13 protein-coding genes are annotated in these 18,864 nt (G+C 43.3%); 8 read left to right on the forward strand and 5 right to left on the reverse strand.

Annotated elements, in window-relative coordinates:
* Positions 1–10: 10 nt before the first annotated feature.
* Positions 11–766 carry a tRNA1(Val) (adenine(37)-N6)-methyltransferase gene (locus tag ACIZ62_RS15920; RefSeq protein WP_414150598.1) on the reverse strand — a complete coding sequence of 252 codons (756 nt, stop codon included), beginning with the start codon at positions 764–766 and terminating at the stop codon, positions 11–13.
* A gap of 521 nt (positions 767–1,287) precedes the next feature.
* Between ACIZ62_RS15920 and ACIZ62_RS15925 the strand changes: the two genes are divergently transcribed.
* A complete protein-coding gene (locus tag ACIZ62_RS15925) occupies positions 1,288–2,880 on the forward strand; it encodes a hypothetical protein (RefSeq protein ID WP_414150599.1) in 1,593 nt (530 codons plus the stop codon).
* A gap of 106 nt (positions 2,881–2,986) precedes the next feature.
* Here ACIZ62_RS15925 and ACIZ62_RS15930 read toward each other — a convergent pair whose 3' ends face one another.
* Positions 2,987–4,120: a G5 domain-containing protein gene (locus ACIZ62_RS15930; protein WP_414150600.1), complete on the reverse strand. Its 1,134-nt coding sequence runs from the start codon at positions 4,118–4,120 to the stop codon at positions 2,987–2,989.
* Positions 4,121–4,596: 476 nt separating this feature from the next.
* Between ACIZ62_RS15930 and ACIZ62_RS15935 the strand changes: the two genes are divergently transcribed.
* Positions 4,597–5,970: a TrpB-like pyridoxal phosphate-dependent enzyme gene (locus ACIZ62_RS15935; protein ID WP_111888993.1), complete on the forward strand. Its 1,374-nt coding sequence runs from the start codon at positions 4,597–4,599 to the stop codon at positions 5,968–5,970.
* Between the two features lie 69 nt (positions 5,971–6,039).
* On the opposite strand, the gene ACIZ62_RS15940 is transcribed toward ACIZ62_RS15935, so the two are convergent.
* Positions 6,040–7,599 carry an ASKHA domain-containing protein gene (locus ACIZ62_RS15940; protein ID WP_111888992.1) on the reverse strand — a complete coding sequence of 520 codons (1,560 nt, stop codon included), beginning with the start codon at positions 7,597–7,599 and terminating at the stop codon, positions 6,040–6,042.
* 18 nt (positions 7,600–7,617) lie between these two features.
* Positions 7,618–7,968, reverse strand: a complete 351-nt coding sequence (locus ACIZ62_RS15945; protein ID WP_111888991.1) for a rhodanese-like domain-containing protein — start codon at positions 7,966–7,968, stop codon at positions 7,618–7,620.
* 217 nt (positions 7,969–8,185) lie between these two features.
* On the opposite strand from ACIZ62_RS15945, the gene ACIZ62_RS15950 reads away from it, so the two are divergent.
* The 6 genes from ACIZ62_RS15950 to ACIZ62_RS15975 all read left to right on the forward strand — a co-directional run bounded on the left by ACIZ62_RS15950 (position 8,186) and on the right by ACIZ62_RS15975 (position 15,515).
* Positions 8,186–8,857: a response regulator transcription factor gene (locus ACIZ62_RS15950; RefSeq protein WP_111888990.1), complete on the forward strand. Its 672-nt coding sequence runs from the start codon at positions 8,186–8,188 to the stop codon at positions 8,855–8,857.
* 4 nt (positions 8,858–8,861) lie between these two features.
* Positions 8,862–10,382, forward strand: coding sequence for a sensor histidine kinase (locus ACIZ62_RS15955; protein ID WP_414150601.1), 1,521 nt, complete (start codon positions 8,862–8,864; stop codon positions 10,380–10,382).
* 365 nt (positions 10,383–10,747) lie between these two features.
* Complete coding sequence (locus tag ACIZ62_RS15960) at positions 10,748–11,539, forward strand: polyphosphate polymerase domain-containing protein (RefSeq protein WP_111888988.1); 792 nt, start codon at positions 10,748–10,750, stop codon at positions 11,537–11,539.
* Between the two features lie 12 nt (positions 11,540–11,551).
* Positions 11,552–12,241, forward strand: a complete 690-nt coding sequence (locus ACIZ62_RS15965) for a DUF4956 domain-containing protein (RefSeq protein ID WP_111888987.1) — start codon at positions 11,552–11,554, stop codon at positions 12,239–12,241.
* Between the two features lie 312 nt (positions 12,242–12,553).
* Positions 12,554–14,146, forward strand: coding sequence for an FMN-binding glutamate synthase family protein (locus ACIZ62_RS15970; protein ID WP_111888986.1), 1,593 nt, complete (start codon positions 12,554–12,556; stop codon positions 14,144–14,146).
* Positions 14,147–14,294: 148 nt separating this feature from the next.
* Positions 14,295–15,515, forward strand: a complete 1,221-nt coding sequence (locus ACIZ62_RS15975) for an SHOCT domain-containing protein (RefSeq protein WP_204355419.1) — start codon at positions 14,295–14,297, stop codon at positions 15,513–15,515.
* A 192-nt stretch (positions 15,516–15,707) separates the two neighbouring features.
* Here the strand turns inward: ACIZ62_RS15975 and ACIZ62_RS15980 are convergent, their stop codons facing one another.
* Complete coding sequence (locus ACIZ62_RS15980) at positions 15,708–18,752, reverse strand: methyl-accepting chemotaxis protein (RefSeq protein WP_322519948.1); 3,045 nt, start codon at positions 18,750–18,752, stop codon at positions 15,708–15,710.
* Between the last annotated feature and the right edge of the window lie 112 nt (positions 18,753–18,864).

Raw genomic sequence — 18,864 nt, forward strand, 5'->3', positions numbered from 1 at the left:
TTTCATTTTTTTATAGCGGCTTGGTCATCCCATAGATATCATAAATTTCCTGAGTATATTCCCCGTCTTCTTGGTATACAATCAGGGGAGCATCCGTTTTTAACCCCGGTTGACCGCTTTTTCGCCCCTCAATCAAAACCAGATTGGCCTCTTTTTTTAAGGATGGGTAAATAAATTGCAGCTGTTTGACCTCGATTTTATAAAGGCGCATCAAAGAAATGATATCCCCCAGCCGTTCCGGTCGATGAACCAGAAACAGGCGTCCCCGATCCTTTAGCATCCGTTTGCTGAAAATGAGAATGTCTTCAATACTACACAAAATTTCATGTCGGGAAATTGTCTTGGTTTCACAATTATTTTTCAGCCCCGCCTGGGCCCGCATGTAGGGCGGATTACTGACCACCACATCATACGTGTTTGGCAGAATTTCACTACCAGGGTTTTTAATATCCCCGGCAATGATCCGGATCTGGGCTGACAAACCATTGAGCGCCATACTCCGCCTGGCCATTTCCACGAGCGGTTTTTGAATCTCCAGCCCAGTGAGTGAGGCTGCCTTTGTTTTGCCATAAAGTAATAATGGAATAATCCCTGTTCCGGTTCCCAGATCGATGATGTGGGGAGATCCCTTTGTTAACCGGGAAACAAACCAGGATAGCAACACTGCGTCCATACCAAAACAGAAATAATCCGGATTTTGAATAATCTTCAAATTATTAAGCCCTAAATCCTCGATTCTTTCCCCTTTTTTTATAAAGTTATCCACAATTAACTCCTCCTATTCCACACGTTTTTTATATTTTCCAGGTTTGTCAACAGGTTTATCCACAAATTCGTCGATTCTATCCACTATTTGTGGATAACTTTTGTAAACAACGCCAATTATGCTCAAAACATCCCTAATCATGGGATTTTCTGATCTGCCTTTTTACAACCGGCCTGTTGATAGTTTTTTAATAACTTATCCACATATACACAGCTAAAAGTTGAAACAAATCAGCCGGTTCTTAAGAACCCTTTAAACAGGCGACTTAAACTTTTTTTACTTAAAAAAGCCGGTCTTTCTAGCTGTTGATAAAAATATTTATCTGAATTTACGGCCTTTTTTCGATTTTTCCTTTAATCTATGCCAAATCTTTGTTATAATGTGTAGTTGTAGAGGACCGTTTCTAATTCACTGTCGGTTGACCCGCCTCTAAAAGCTCCTTTATCATCCATGATTATGATGATAAAGTCAATGACCAAAAATTATTGCAACGAAATTATTTGCGAAAGCGATGGATATATATGAATAATGACAAAATCCAGCCGAGTAAATTGGATATTATTCTCGAAAAAAAACAGCTTCTGGATGCGACCATCCAGGACTGTGAAATACGAATAGATGCAAAGCTTACTTCACTCCTAGAAGACGGCTTTATTTCGCGAGAAATGAATCCTGAGGCTGTTGAAACAACTATTCATGATCCCTACCACCCCAATGAACATTTTCTTTCTGGGGTGGATATTTCGGATGATGATGCGCTCGATCAGGCCGTCCTCAATTCCCGTCCTTTCGAAACCCGGACAAACCAGCTTGCCTTTAATGGCGATCTTCTCAGTAAAAAAACATCACCACTTAGTGACAAGGTTGGCTTTTCCACCCCCAACGGTGAAATTGAGGATGATGAGGAACTGCCTACCCTATCTAAAATATTAGGACGGACCACGCCTTACGCTTCTGAAGCGGAGCGGACCTCAGCCATCCCCAAAATGGCAACGGCATCTGAGATCGCCAATAAAGCCATGCCAGGCACAGGTGACAATTTTTCCCATTCCAGCTTTTCTGAAACAAAGCCGTTAGCGGAAGTTGTCCCAAATCCAATAAACACCGCTCCTCCCCCCGAACTGAAAAAAACACCGCCGCGCCAGGTAGAAAAACCCGTTCTGACTACGAAACCGCCGGATCTGGAAAAAACACCACCCAAAAAAGCAAAACCGGAAAAGAGACAAACGAAAGCAGACAGACAAAAGAAACCACCAAAAAAAGCAAACCACAACCCCATCCAAAAGCCCAGCTTAACCAATATGGTTCCGCCGCTTGTTTTTTTCTTTATGGGATTAATGGTTTTTGGGGCTTTCCTGATTTTTACCGCCTCGAACTTTAACTTTATTGATTACTCGGTGGTATTTATTTTATTTACCTGTCTGATTTTTACCATTGCTATGCCCTATGGTGCGAGTATCTTTTTTATGATCCTGCTACTCTGCAGTTATGTGGTTTTAACCCTCATTTCTGTTTTCTACCTGGGCGTTCCCTTTAACTTGTATCAGATCGGCTGGCTGGTTGTGATCCCGATGATTTTATGGAGCTCGGCATTATTAATCAAAAAGGTCCGGGAGCTTTTCCATTTCAAAAAAAATCTGGAACAACAAATTGCTTCCTATGACAATCTGGAAGAAAGTCCCGGATTAACCATTGAGAAAGCCTACTACAAGGATCTCAAATACGCCATGGATCGGGCTTCCCGAGGCGAAACGATTCTTACCCTGGAAATGATTACGGTTTGCCATCTGGACGAACTCAAAACCATGAACGGAGCAAGGCTTTGGGATGAGATTCTTTATAAAACCTTAAAGATTATCAAAAACTACTGCTACAGTAATCATCTGATTTATATTCTAGATGGCAGTGTCTTCAGTATTCTGATGGAAAATACTTCCGTAAAAAATCAGTTGCTGATTAATCAGGAGATTACCGATGCCTTCAATGCGCTGATATCAGAATATGAAGCCATAGAAGCGGATGTAAAACTAAACATTGCTGCGATTCCCTACACCCGGGATATCACCAATCCCTTCGACTATCGGGCCATCGTTTTAAGGCATCTAAAAAAATAAAGCAGAAACCGCGTGATCGGTTTCTGCTTTTTTATTTCAATCTTTTTATAATCGTTTTTTCTAAAAAAAGCAGGATGTGCGACGCACATCCTGCTTTTTATTCATTTTAATAAATAATATATGCTTCCAGATTCTGTCGTCCAAATTGAATACAGGCATCGTAGGAATCCATATAAATATCGACGATTCCCTGAGTTACTGCACCGCCCCGGTCTTCAACCGTATAGGTGGTACCCATGGCCGGAATATAAATCTTAGTGCCGAAGGGCAAACCACTCCAGGCTGCTACGGTGTGATTGGCTTTTGGCATCACACCCAATGCGGTTGCATTTCCCGTTGCCGTATAAGCCGTACACTGAATGGTCATTTTTACGGCCCCTTCCGGAATCGTATTGGTCGCTGTTGTTTGTGTGGGCGCCGGTGTTTCAATTACCGGAGCTGGAACCGGCTCTTTTACTACTGGTGTTTCAACCACGGGAGTCTCGACCACTGCCGGGGGTTTTACCACTGCCGGAGTTTCTGCCACCGCTGCTGGGGTTTCAACCACTGCTTTTGTTCCCACTTCCACAATTTCAGGTGTCGGTGCGGTTACAATTTCATCAAAAATAATTTCTCGTTTAACTTCCACACCATTTTCATAAAGCACCCGTTCAACCTGACTGGATTCGCCATCAACCCCAACCTGAACAGTCTTGCTTTTACCAACTTCCATTTCCGGATTATCTTTATTCTGGGTAGTATAGGTGACAACCTGTCGGCTTGGCAATTCTTCAACCTGAACCCGGATCACCTTAATTTTCTTTGCATCTTCTAAGCGCGTCGATTTGCCAGGTTCAACCCGGTCAAGATCTTCTAGTTCGATCTGATACTCTTTGAGTAAATCACCCACAGTTTTTGCTTCTGTCTGATAAATAATGGTTTTCCCGTCAAAAGCCAGCTCACCACTGGCTTTGCTTTTCACTTCGATATTATCAACCGTAAACAGTACCGATTTGGTATTCACATTGACAGAATATTGATCACCCAGTTTTATCCCGTTGTCTTCAAGCACATCGCCAACATTTTGGAATATGCCACCGCTGAGCATTCTCTCGTTGTCATCAACGGTTACTTTGATCTCCTTAGCAAAAACAAAAGAACTGGCCGTTCCTACCACACAGGTGATGATCACACTGGCCATCCCGATCTTAAGAATCGACTTTTTTTTTTTATTCGAACTCTGATTCTTTTTTTCTATCATAAAACCTCCATTTCGATTTCAATCCTCAGATCGAAACTCCGTTTCGTTACAATTTCTTTACAATTCGATTGTACTTCATTTCCGGATAATTGTCAAGATTAGAATTTACTAATTGACTTTTCTTAATTTTTCATTTAGAATATAGCTAATTAAATAAAAACAAACCATTGATGCGGAGATAACGGTGGAAGATGCACTAACAGAGAGCGAGGTAGGCTGAGAGCCTTGCAGAACGCAATCCATCAAATGGACCGCTGAGGGCATGGTCAAAGGTTTCGGCCGAGTATTCCATGACGTGACAACTACGTAAGTGTTGAGGAATATGTTGGTATTCTGCAGAGATAGGTCTGATCCTGTGAAAAAAGGTGGCACCACGAGTCGTTATACTCGTCCTTTACGTTTAGTAGAGGACGAGTTTTTTGTATTTACAGACGTCTAGTCTGTAATGATTTAACAACAGAAAGAAAGGAAATGCCATGAAAAAGATACCCTATAAGATTTATTTAAGTGAAGATGAGATGCCGAAATACTGGTTCAATCTCCGGGCCAAAATGAAGGAGCTGCCTGAGCCTTTTGTAAATCCCGGCACTGGTGAATACTGTACCAAAGAGGAACTGCTGCCTGTGTTCTGCGAAGAACTGGTGGATCAGGAACTTAATACCACCGAGCAGTACATTGAAATTCCCGAAGAAATCCGTGATTTCTATAAAATGTACCGACCCTCGCCCCTGGTCCGGGCCTATTGCCTGGAAAAAGAGCTGGATACTCCGGCTGAGATCTATTATAAATATGAAGGAACCAACACCTCCGGTTCCCATAAGTTAAACTCTGCTGCTGCCCAGGCCTATTACGCCAAAAAACAGGGCTTAGCCGCATTAACCACCGAAACCGGTGCCGGACAATGGGGCACTGCTCTGTCAATGGCCTGTGCCTACTTTAATCTGGACTTATCCGTTTATATGGTTAAGGTTTCAGCGGAGCAAAAACCCCATCGCCGGGCAGTCATGGAAACCTATGGCGCCAAGGTGATTGCCTCCCCTTCCAACACCACCAACGCCGGACGAAAAATTCTAGCTGAAACCCCAGACACCAACGGCTCGTTAGGTTGTGCCATCAGCGAAGCCATTGAGGTGGCCGTCACCACCGACAGTTGCAAATATGTCCTGGGCAGCGTTTTAAACCATGTCGGTCTGCATCAATCTATCATTGGGTTAGAAACCCAGATTGCCTGTGACAAATATGACATCAAACCGGATATCATCATTGGCTGCGCCGGAGGCGGGTCCAATTTACTGGGTCTGATTGCGCCGTTTATGGCCGACAAAATTGAAGGCAAGAATGACATCGACTTTGTTGCTATTGAGCCAGCATCCTGCCCATCGTTAACCCGGGGACGTTATGCCCTGGACTTTGGCGACACCGGGAAAACCACTCCACTCATTCGGATGTACACCCTAGGCAGCGGCTTCATGCCTTCACCGAACCACGCTGGTGGATTACGCTACCACGGGATGAGCCCAATTATTTCCAAGCTTTACCATGACGGCTATATCCGCGCTAAATCTTATACCCAGAATGAAGTTTTTGAAGCGGCCACCCAGTTTGCCCGAATCGAAGGCATCCTGCCTGCCCCCGAATCAGCTCATGCCATTAAAGCCGCTATTGATGAAGCTGTGGCCTGCAAGGCATCCGGCGAAAAGAAAGTCATCGTCTTTGGCTTAACCGGCACCGGCTACTTTGATATGACTGCCTATATGAACTACAACGCTGGCAACATGACCGACTATATTCCTACTGATGAAGATCTTCAAATCGGTTTTGACAGTCTGCCCCAAGTCGAACAAAAATAACGACTCATAGAATAAAGGCCGCCAGACAATGGATGACATCCATTGTCTGGCGGCCTGTTTTTTTGACTGCTATCGCAAGCGTCCCTGTTTTTTTAGTGCCGCCTTAACGGTGGGATAGAGATCAAAATCCGTATGGGGCAAAAACCGGGCGGCATACATCCGGGAAATAAAATCAGTGGCCGCTCCAAACTCCAGATACTCGATCCGTTCCTGAAGCATCGTGACCGTTTCCATTTTATCACCGTTGGTTAGTAGGGCATAAGCCCCATTTAAGGAACTATTTCCCAACGAAACAAAACGTTCTCGGGGTAAATCCGGATAAAGACCGATGGTGATCGCTGACTCCAGATTAATGTAAGTCCCAAAAGCCCCAGAAACATACAGCCGATCAACATCCATGGCCTCAACACCCAACCGTTCCAGCAGATAGGCAACCATGGTGCTGGCGGCAGCTTTCGTATCGATAAATTGGCTCATATCCTTTTGCGTAAAAAGCAGTTCTTCACCACTACCGGACTCATCCCGGGTGGCGTATAGAACCCCATATTCTTCGCCACGTTTAACAATCCGGCGGGATTTCTCGGGATTAAAGCGACCTGAGAAATCAATCCAGCCGCTTAACAGCATCTGGGCAATCAGATCAACAATCCCCGACCCACAAATACCCAGGGGCCGATGACCGCCGATGGTTGTCAGTCTGAGCTCATTTTCGACAATAATAACCGAATCCACAGCCCCAGCGGTGGCCTTCATGCCGTTTTTACTGATACCGCCTTCTAATGCCGGTCCGGCTGCTCCGGCTCCGGCCACCAAAAAGTTCTTATTTCCTAAGACCATTTCACCGTTGGTACCAATATCGATAAATAATCCCAATTCATCTTTTTCGTGAAGACCGGCCAGCAGCAAACCGCTGATAGTATCACCGCCTAAATAGTTCGCAACCGAGGGCATACAATAAAGATAGCCACTGGTATTAAGCCCCAGATCCCAGGCGTCAAGATAACCGGTATGATTAAACACCGGCGCAAAAGGATACTCGAAAATGGGCCAGGGATCAATACCCAATAAAAAATGGATCATCGTGGTATTGCCAGAAACAACCATGATACAGGATTTCTGAGCATTGATTCCAGTTGTTTCTTCCAGTCGATTCATCAGGGCATTAAAGGTACCAATCGTTGCTTCCTGCACAGCCAGAAGATGAGCCGGTTTATTTTTGGCATAAAAGATACGACTGAGAATATCATCACCATACGCAATCTGATGATTTAGGATACTTTCTTCACCCAGGACCTTACCGGTATTTAAATCCACCATCCTCATTGCCACGGAGGTACTGCCCAAATCGACGGCCAACCCAAAATGGCGATGCCGCCAATCCCCGGGTTCCAGTTCCACCAGCTCCCAGGTTGCGCCGCTTTTTACCAGCGTCAGCGTAATCTCCCAATTGGCTTCCCGGCACAAGGGGTATATTTTTTTTAGTAGGCGTCGAGAAAAACGCACCGCTCCAAAATCTGGAGTCAATGCGTTAAGAATGCGTTCCTGATCACCGATAATATCCCCATTTCCGGGTGGTGAAATGGTTAAAAATATTTTTCTGGATAACGCCTGAATTTCTTGATCTCCCATACCCACCTCAAGTTTTAATTAATGACTGCTAACGGTTCCATATTTCCAACCGCCGATGCCGCCAAGATTATAAATGTTCTGATATCCCATTTTGACCATCTGACTCGCAGCACTTTGAGATCTGCCGCCACTCAAACAGTAAACAAAGATCGTAGCATTTTTATCCGGAACGATTTTATCCACCGTCTGAATCTGGCCTAATGGTAGATTAATACTATTCGGAATATGTTGGCCGGCATATTCATTTTTTTCTCTCACATCGAGAAGCACGATTGGTTCATTGGCATCCAATCGTTTTTTGGCCTCAGCCGGGGATATTCTTTTTACTGAATTTTTTGACTCTGATTTTCTTGATAATAAGTTTAACATAATAAAACCTTCCTTTATATAATTTATTGGTGTAAATTTTAATACTTCTTTATTATGTTATTATCTTATCGCCTTTGCCGTTTTTTTTCTGTGATGATGTCACATAAATCATCAGCTTTCTAAAGATTTTTCAGCCATAAATCAGAACTTGTTCACGCAATAAACACTTAGCAATATTATCCTGTTTATATTATAATGAGAAAAAGAGGTGACGTGGATGTATAAACTATTAATAACGGATGATGAAGAAAAAATCCGAGTACTGATTAAAAAATACGCAATTTTTGAAGGTCATACGGCGGTTGAAGCCTCAAACGGGATGGAAGCCGTTGAACGCTGCCGCAACGAAACCTTTGATATTATTATTATGGATATTATGATGCCGGAACTGGATGGTTTTTCTGCCGTCAAAGAAATTAGAAAAACCCAAAACATTCCGGTCTTGATGCTTTCTGCCCGAGGTGAAGAATATGACAAGATTCATGGCTTTGAACTGGGCATCGACGATTATGTGGTAAAACCCTTTTCGCCCAAAGAACTGATGATGCGCATCGATGCCATCATGAAGCGGGCCGCCCGGGATCAGTCTTTGGAACATGATATCTTTGTGAAGGATGGCCTGACCGCTGACTTTACCGCCAGAAGAATCCTTATCGATAACGAAAGCATCGATATGTCGCCAAAAGAATTTGACCTTATTTTTTATCTGATCCGTAACAAAAACATCGCTTTGACCCGAGAAAAACTGATTACTGAAGTTTGGGGCTATGATTTCTACGGGGATGACCGAACCCTGGATACCCATATTAAATTACTCCGCAAAAGTCTTGGAGAATATGCCCGACTGATCACTACCCTGCGGGGCGTGGGCTATCGGTTTGAAGGTTAAACCATTGAAAAAAAGCAAGTCATTTTTCCCCCAAAAAAATAAATCCCGACAGATCACTATCAAATGGAAAATTTTTCTATTTCTGCTTGGCTTTTGCGGGGTGTTACTGATACTGCTCTGGCTTTTTCAGGTCGTTTTTCTGAACAGTTTTTATAAAAGCATCAAAATCAATGAAATCAAAGCCACTGCCAACACCATTGAAAAGAGTATTAATGACGAGAATATTGCCACCATCATTTCCACCGTTTCTGAAAATAATGATATTTGCATCAAGGTTTTGTCAAGTTCCGGAGATACCATCTACTCTTCCCATGTTGTCAAGGGATGCATCATTCACAGTAAGCCAACCTTTGATGAAAAAGCGCTTCATTCCGAAGTGACCAACAATGACGGCGAATTGTTTCAGTATTATAATCATGATGGCTACGCCAGAGAAACAGAGCCTGATTCTGTTCAACCTGAAAACACTCAAATTCAGGATAAACCGCCAGCGGAGGAAAAAGAAAAGGATACCCTTATTTACTCTAAAACCATCATCGATGCGAACAATAACGAATTAATTTTGGTACTCAACTCACTGATTTCGCCGGTGAATGCGACGGTTAATACCCTACGGGTGCAACTTTATTATATTACAGCCTTTATGATTCTGTTTTCGGTAATCCTGGCTTTTATCATTGCCAAATGGATCTCCCGACCTATTGAAGCCATCAACGAAAGTGCTAAAATGCTGGCCACTGGTGACTATTCAACCCAGTTTAAGGGAACAGGCTACAAAGAAATTGCCGAGCTCTCAGACACCTTGAACTTTACCGCCAAAGAGCTTTCAAAGGTTGAGCTACTACGTCAGGAACTAATTGCCAATATCTCCCACGATTTGCGCACCCCTCTAACCTTAATCAGCGGCTATGCTGAAGCAATGCGGGATTTACCGGATGAAAACAATTCCGAAAATGCCCAGATTATTGTGGATGAAACCAAACGGTTAACCACCCTGGTTAATGATGTCATGGACATTTCCAAGCTGCAAACTGGCAACATCAATGTCCATCTTCAGCCCTATAACGTGACCGTCAGCTTGAGCAACTCCATTAACAGAATGAATAAAATGATGGAACTCGATGGCTACCAGATTGATTTTATCGCTGACCGGGAGGTTACCCTGACGGCGGATGAAACCCGAATTTCTCAGGCGTTTTACAACCTGTTAACCAATGCCATCAATTATACCGGAGACGATAAAAAAATCACCGTCACCCAGACGATCTTTCAAAATCCGGCCGACGATCTGACCAACTGGGTTAAGATCGAAGTGGCTGATTCCGGCGAAGGAATCGCCGCTGAAGATCTCCCCTATATTTGGGATCGCTATTATAAGGTCGATAAAACCCACAAACGGGCAGTCACCGGCACTGGTCTGGGTCTATCCATCGTCAAATCCATCCTCGATATCCACCACGGAGATTACGGTGTCACCTCAAAGCTTAATGAAGGCTCGATTTTCTGGTTTACGCTAAAAATTTAGTACTGTACAATAAGAAAGATAGCCCAGTACCGACAATTGTTCGCATGTTGTACGTATCGGAGCGGATATGGCAGAGCCTGTCTGATTCTGGGCGCAGGCAACGAGCCAATCATAAGCTTGTTTATAGTTGGCGGCTACCCGCGACCAATGCGAAAGTAGCGTAGCGATTTTCGCATGGCGAAGCAAACAACAGATTAACAATTGGTCGGTAGTTTATTGACTGCCTCAAAGATGCACCTTGGGTGCATCTTTTTTATTTTCAGAACGTTCACAAAAAAAACACAAAATTAACAAACGCTTAACAAACGGGTCGAGTATACTTTAGAAAAGCAACGATATGAAGAAAACTTTATGGAGGTACTATCATGATCACAAAAACTTTTAAACGCTTTGAAAATAAATATCAGTTAAGTGCTAGCCAACTCAAACAACTGATGCCTTTGCTTTTAACCCAGATGAAACCCGATGACTATACAAAAAAAAATGACGGCTATTCCATTTACAATATCTATTATGACACCGAAAATTACGACATTATCCGCCATTCCCTTGCCAAACCCTATTACAAGGAAAAGCTTCGTTTGCGAAGCTATACGATCCCCACATCTCCCGATGATCAGGTTTTCCTGGAACTCAAAAAGAAAATCGGCGGTGTTGTCAATAAACGGCGGGCGATCCTTCGTCTTAATGAAGCATCCCGTTTTGTTTCAAAGCTGGAATACCCCAAAGAACTTAATACCATAAATCGGCTGGTCCTGGAAGAGATTGAGTTTTTCTTAAAAAATCATCTGGTCACGCCCAAGACCTACATCGGCTATCAGCGGATTGCTTTTGTCGGAAAAAACGACCCTGAGCTCCGAGTGACCTTTGACTACAATCTGAAAAGTCGACAGCATAGTCTGTCCCTCGAAAAAGGAGATTTCGGACATTCTCTTATCCCAGCCGATCACTATCTGATGGAGATAAAAATTCTGGGAGCCATTCCTCTCTGGCTGACTCACGCCTTAACCGAATTAGAAATTTACAGCAGCAGTTTTTCCAAATACGGAAAAGCTTATAAGGATTACCGCCAGCAAAGTATTGGCAAGTTGATTAACCTTCCCATTTACACTAATGATCAGATCAATAGCAAATTGACACCCTGTGTTAATAACTAAAGGAGACCACTCATGATTGAATCACTTTTTTCCACCACCCTGACCGAAACCCTAACGATTGAGAGCACCTTAAGCGTCATTTTCGCCGCTCTGGCGATGGGTTTGTTTATCAGCTTCGTCTATGTCCGGACCCGAGGCAAAGACGGCTATTCCCCAGGCTTTGTGGTCACATTGATTATGCTGCCGGCAATTATTTCTATCATCATTTTATTAGTCGGCAATAACGTTGCCCGGGCCTTCAGTCTGGCTGGCGCTTTCAGCTTGATCCGTTTCCGAAGTGCCCCGGGAGATCCCATTGATATCTCTTATGTGTTCTTTACCCTGGCGGTAGGTCTTGCCTGCGGTATGGGTTACATTTTATATGGGGCTATCTTTGCGATTATTCTCTGCACGGTGATGGTAATCTTAAGCATCTCAAACTATGGCAAACCCAAGGTTAAAAATATGCAGTTAAAAATCACGATCCCCGAAGATATTGATTTTCAGAACTGTTTTAATGATATTCTAAAGCACTATACGAGCAGTCACAAAATTCAGCGGGTTAAAACCAGTGATTTTGGCTCTCTTTTTGAAATTAACTACACCATTACGTTGAAAAATAATACCGATCAAAAAGAATTCATTGACAAATTACGATGTCGAAACGGCAATTTAAGCATTGTTCTTAATACAGAAGTCATTGATGAAAAAGTTTATATTTAATTTTTTATCACGAAATGGGGCTATTTACACGTACCATTGTGCTATAAATGTACGCCACATTAGTACACTTATAGCGCAATGGTTGTTTTTTTTTATCTTTGTCGTTACTACAACAACACAATATAATCAAGTCACTGTATCCGTTTTGCTTTGCTCAGATTGGGGTTCTATTGACAATCTTCTTATTTGATTTATAATGATAAAGTAAGTTTTTTGTCCTGAATAAGGATAAATTGATAATTTTCAAAGGTGCAAATTATCAACAGAAATTTACATGTTTTACAAAACCAAAATTTTCAAGGGGGAAAATTAATGAATCTTCAAAGACCCAATGGCAACGATGCCACCGAAACTTTCAACCGTTCCAAAAGTGTTGTACCCTGTTCTGGAATCTGTTCACGCTGTGTGGATGGATGTCGGGGTAATTGTGAAGTTTTCAAAGCCACTTTCAGAGGCCGGGAACTGATTTATCCAGGTCCCTTCGGTGATGTAACCGCCGGTGGTGACAAGGATTATCCGGTCGATTATTCTCATTTAAATATTCAGGGTTATGCCCTCGGTGCAAAAGGTTTACCTAACGGCGAAGTGGGCACACCTGACAATGCCCGTTTTCCAAATGTCAGCACCGAATGCGCCTATGGCTGGGATAGCAAAGTGACCATGGCTGTTCCGATTTTTACAGGTGCTTTAGGTTCCACCGAAATCGCCCGCAAAAACTGGGATCATTTCGCCGTTGGTGCCGCTATTTCTGGTGTTACCATTGTTTGTGGTGAAAACGTCTGTGGGATTGACCCCCGACTGGTTCTTAACAAAAACAATATGGTTATTGAGGCTCCTGACATGGACCGCCGCATTGAAGCCTATAAACGATATCACTCCGGCAAGGGCGAAATTCTCATTCAAATGAATGTTGAAGATACTCGTTTAGGCGTGGCCGAATACATCATCAACAAACACAACATTGAAACCATTGAGCTGAAATGGGGCCAGGGTGCTAAATGTATCGGTGGCGAAATCAAAGTTAATACCATCGAACGAGCCATGGAACTGCAAAAACGTGGCTACATCGTCACCCCGGACCCGATGGATCCAGTTATTCAAGCCGCTTTTAACGATGGTGCCATTAAAGAATTTGAACGTCACAGTCGTCTTGGTTTTATCAGTGAAGAAAGCTTTATGGCTGAAGTTGAGCGTTTACGAGCCTTAGGTTATAAACGAATCACCTTAAAAACCGGCGCCTATGGCTTAAGAGAACTGGCAATGGCCATGAAATGGTGTTCAAAAGCTAAGATCGACCTGTTGACCATTGATGGTGCCCCCGGCGGAACCGGCATGAGTCCCTGGCGAATGATGGAAGAATGGGGGATGCCTTCCATTTACCTGCATTCAGCAGCCGTTGAATTTGCCCAGATTCTGGAATCCCAGGGCGAGCGCGTTCCTGACCTGGCCTTTGCCGGCGGATTCAGTAGTGAAGACGGGGTTTTCAAAGCCTTAGCCCTCGGTGCACCCTATGTCAAAGCGGTTTGTATGGGCCGTGCCCTGATGATTCCTGGGATGGTTGGTAAAAACATTGACCAATGGATCAAAGAAAATAAGCTGCCCAAAACCGTTAGCGAATTCGGTTCCACACCAGAAGAAATTTTTGTCTGTTACGAAGCGGTCAAAGACATCGTTGGAGCCAAAGAAATTAAAAATATCCCCTTGGGGGCTATTGGTATTTACAGCTACTCCGACAAAATCCGGGTTGGCTTACAACAATTAATGGCCGGTGCCCGATGTTTTAGTACTGAAAGCATCACCCGCAACGAACTGATGTCGTTAACTGAAGAATGTGCTAAAGTCACCAGAATTCCTTACCTGATGGAATGCGGCCGGGAAGAAGCACTTTCTATTTTAAAAGGCTAGTCCTCCTTAACTAAATATTTTTTCAGCCGTCTGAATTAATCTTAAAGATCGATTCAGGCGGCTGTTTTAATTTGCTATTTTACTCATCCTTAGGTAAAATGAAAATAATTAATCAAAAAGTAATTCATCAATCAAAAGGAGACCAATCATGGGACTAAAAGATCTATTTAAAGATGTTACCGATCTGGCCAAGGAAAGTATTGATTCAATTCAAGCAGATTTAGCTCTTAAAAAAGAAGAACAGGAACGGTTAAGAGCTGAAATGGATCAGCGAATCAAAACCTATACCGATACCCTGGTCGAGCAGCTGCTTAATCCGGTGGAGGCTCCTGCCAGCCCACTGATCAATGCCGGGGATGATGAGGTCACGATGTTTACCAGAAATTTCTCTGATAAACTCTTGCTACCTGCCAACAGCCCCGTTGCAACCAAAATTGAGATGTACCCCAATGACGAAAAAGCTTTGAAAAATGTCTTAAAAAATTTTCCAACCTATTCCATGCAGGAACAGTTCTTATTTCAATTCAAAGATTCCAAAGGTCAGATAATCCTACTCACCACCAGTCATCTTTATTTTAAAATTCTTTTCCCGGAAAACCCGTCATTTTTTGCGATAGGCTCCATTCCCCGTGAAAAGCTCTTTTGCATCACCATTAATAAGGGCGATGCCCACTGCAGCCTCCTTGTTAACGCCATCACCCTGATCACCACCCCGGCCGAAGAAATCAAATCCATCGACATCATCACTTTGACTGAATATCTCGGGCGTCTGAAAAACAATGATTTTGTCATTGATGATGCCCAGGTTGATGCTTTCATTGCTTCCAAACTGGATCCCACCACCCTGGAAATTGTTAAAAGCTTTCTAGAACCCGACGAAAAACTGGTCTATTTTGCCTGGGGGATGGGTAGCCTGGTTTCCAAAAAGTTCATCACCTGTACGAATCGCAAAATTGTGCTCTATGACCGCGATTTAGAGACGAAAAAAAGTTTTCCTTATGACCAGATTTTGTCTCTGACCACCCAACTGAGCACGGTTTCTTTTCTGGATTTATCACTCACCCTGGGGATGAACCCCAATGATACTGAAATAAAAACAGCCGATGCGATCGAAACCATCAGCATCCTCTATGCTGGCGAAGCCGAGCGGCTTAAAGCGATTTATAACACCTACAAGCCGGCTGAAGTTACCCCGGATGCTCCCGATTCGTCCGCTTCTGAAGCCTTTGAAACTGTCCCTCAAGCCACTCCACCGGCTCAAGAAGATCCGATTGCGCTGATCGAAAAATTAGCGGTTCTAAAAGAAAAGGGCATTATCAGTGAGGAAGAATTCAACCAGAAGAAAGAACAACTCCTGGCCAAATTATAAACAGCGGAGGTTGTTAATAAACTACCGCACCGACCAATTGCCGGTTATCTTTTTTGACAGCCTGAACAGAGACTATCCCTTGTAGGGATAGTCTCTGTTTTTTATCGACCTAGATGCTACACACATACTTGACTCGTATCGTAAAAGCGTACTCTTTGATTGATCGCCTTCTTCAATTGACTACTTTAGTTTCTAGTATTTATCAAGTTCCAAGTCGTCTAAAACAATCTTTGGCTGCGATCGCGCCTCTTTTTTATCATCAGTCTTGTCAAGGTAGCTCTCATTTCTCTGCTTGGTTTGATCCTTAAGCTTAAAGGCTCCGACCATCACCTTAAGCATTTCTGCCTGCCCCGATAATTCTTCACTGGATGCAGCACTTTCTTCGGCAGTCGCTGAATTCGTTTGAACCACCTCGGAAACCTGCTCAATGCCCTGGGTAATCTGGGCAATTTCGGCGGCCTGATCGTTGGAAGCTCTGGCAATGTTCCCCACCAAACTGGTCACCTTTTCAATTTCGTCTAATATTTCTTTTAAACTTTCTGCTGTTTGATCGGCAATTTTCGTCCCGACTCCAACCTTTTCGATCGATCCTTCAATGAGTCCAGTCGTTTCTTTGGCGGCTTCGGCACTCCGTGCTGCCAGGCTTCTAACTTCTTCAGCAACGACAGCAAAACCTTTGCCATGCTGCCCGGCCCGGGCTGCTTCAACCGCAGCATTTAACGCCAGAATGTTTGTCTGGAAGGCGATATCATCGATGACCTTAATAATTTTAGAAATATTACTGGACGATTCATCAATGTCCCCCATCGCTGAAATCATTTTTGCCATTTGCCCATTACCAACTTCGGCATTTTTTCGGACTCTTACTGCCAGCTCATTGGCGTCGCTCGCTCGGATGGCATTCTGCTTGGTTTCACCAGCTACTTCTTCAATGGAAGCGGTCAATTCCTGAATTGAGCTGGCCTGCTCAGTGGTTCCCTGAGCCAGTGCCTGACCCCCATCTGAAATCTGTCTGGCACCAATTTCTACATGCGCTGCGGCCACATCAATATCCGTCATGGTTGTACTTAGACTGGAACTAATACCATTTAACGCTTCTTTTATAGCCAGAAAGTCGCCGGTATAAACAGAGGTTATTTCTTGATCTAAGTTTCCCCGGCTTATTTCTTCAAGGGTACAAGTAATTTCATTGACGTAACGCTTTAAATTAACAATGGTCTGGTTCATATCTTCTTTAATAATGGCATGATCCCCCTGATAATCGCCGCGCATTGATGTATTTAAATTGCCTGCCGCCAGCTCTTTTAGCGTTTCTGACGCTTCGCTGATTGGACGAATTACAGCATCCAACGTCTCGTTGAATCCTTCAATGACTTTTGCATACTCCCCGGTAAAGCGTGTTTGATCACCTCTGAAACGCAAATCCCCCTTGACTGCCGTAGCAGTCATTTTTTGGGTTTCTTCCACCAGCAAAACAATATTTTCCATCATACCAATCAAGCTCGGAATCAGGGTATCATTGTCGCTTCGTTTACCAATGGATTTTAATTCTCTTAGGTCACTGAGTTCGCCGTCTTCAATATGATTCGCAATATTGACAATTTTTACCAGCTGTCCGTGAACCGCATTAATCCCTTCGCCTATTTCTCCATAAATCCCCAGATAGTGCGTATCAATACTCTGACTTAAGTCATTCTGACTCATTAATGACAACACGCGATTCCCTTCTTTCAGGGCCCCCAAGCCATCAATACAGGCGTTGATACTTAGCTTGAGTTTATCAAAGTCGCCGGCATAAGTTTGTGTAATTTTTTCCGGAATTTCTCCTTTTCCAATCCGATCCACATATTCCGCTGCCGTATTGATCGGTCCAACCACAGCATCAAGCGTGGCATTGACGCCTTCAACAATATCTTTAAAACCACCTTCAAAAGCCTTTGTATTACCTCTTGTCTCGAGCTTACCGGCCACAGCAGCTTGAGACAGGCGGGTTGCTTCCTCAATTAAGCCGCGGATGGTTTTGATGGTGTGTTTTAAGGCCGGGGTAATTTCGTCCAATTCGTCTTTTTCTTCAATATCGGCTGAAACATCACCCGAAGAAATCTGATTCATCGTGCCAATGACAACATTCTGAAGTTCATCAGCAAAGGTATCCATGGTCATGGCCATTTCACCAATCTCGTCTTGTGCATCCATGTTTAGGCGAATGCCCAGATGACCTTTTCCCATCTCTTTGATCATATGGTTCACACTGGCAATGGGTTTGGTGATTGACGTTGACAGTTTATATAAGATTACTCCCAAAATGAGAAAAACAAACAATCCCGCCAGAGCAATGAGCATAATATTTTTTGTGATTGCGGCTTGAACATTATTCATCGAATAGCCTATATTCAAAGCCCCTTCGAGTTCCCCATTGATCACAACGGGATATAAGACATCATAAACGTTGGCATTTTCCACTTCATCAAAAAACTCTTTGGCACTCATTTCACCATCAAGCGCGACCTTTTTTATGGTCTCATCGTCCTGATAACTTTCGCCAATGTCATCCTTGTTGTTATCCGCCACGCCGATCAAATCTCTGTCAATAAAGCTCGCATAAACAATGCTCTCGTCCGACACCAATTCATCAATCAAGGCCTGATACCCGAATTTTTCAGTTAATTCCAGCACCCGATCAGCCGATACTCCAGCTTGAATAAATTCACCGCTACTATTTCGCACATAACCATATTTAAACAGATTACCGGTTTCACTGTCAGCTCGGATTTCTTCCATCAGTTCTGTTGCCCCGCTGACCATAAAATCATGAATGGGGTGATCGGCGGGGACTGTCCATCCCATATATTCACCGTAAGCGGCATTAAAAATAGTTCCTGTCGGATTATACAGATAAATGGGATTAATTCCGGTTTGTTCCGACAACTGTGTTAAATATTCATCGTTGACCCGGTCCCGATTGGCAAAAATGATATTTCCGACACTGCGAATCTGGGTTTCTAGCATTTCATTCATGGTTTTAACGGCTTCAGTATTGTCTTCAATTCGATCAACAAAACGCTGCGATGATGAAAATCCATTCTCTCTCATTTCAGCCAACAAGCTGTCTCTGGTCAAATACGAAGATATTGCACCAATTAAAAAGACCCCTGCCAGTACGCAAATCAGTGGTACAATTAACAGCCTTGTCCGAATAGACTTTGATTTTCTCAAATGACTTTTATTCCCTTTCAAACCTCAACCTCTTTCTTTTGCTTCGATGACTCTAAATTTATTTCACTCATTATATATTATGGTAGTTCTTATCAGCAATGCATTTATGTTAAATTTTTTATAAAAGACAAAC

Origin of the sequence: Acetobacterium carbinolicum (assembly GCF_047456275.1) — a bacterium.
Taxonomy (GTDB): Bacteria; Bacillota; Clostridia; order Eubacteriales; family Eubacteriaceae; genus Acetobacterium; species Acetobacterium carbinolicum.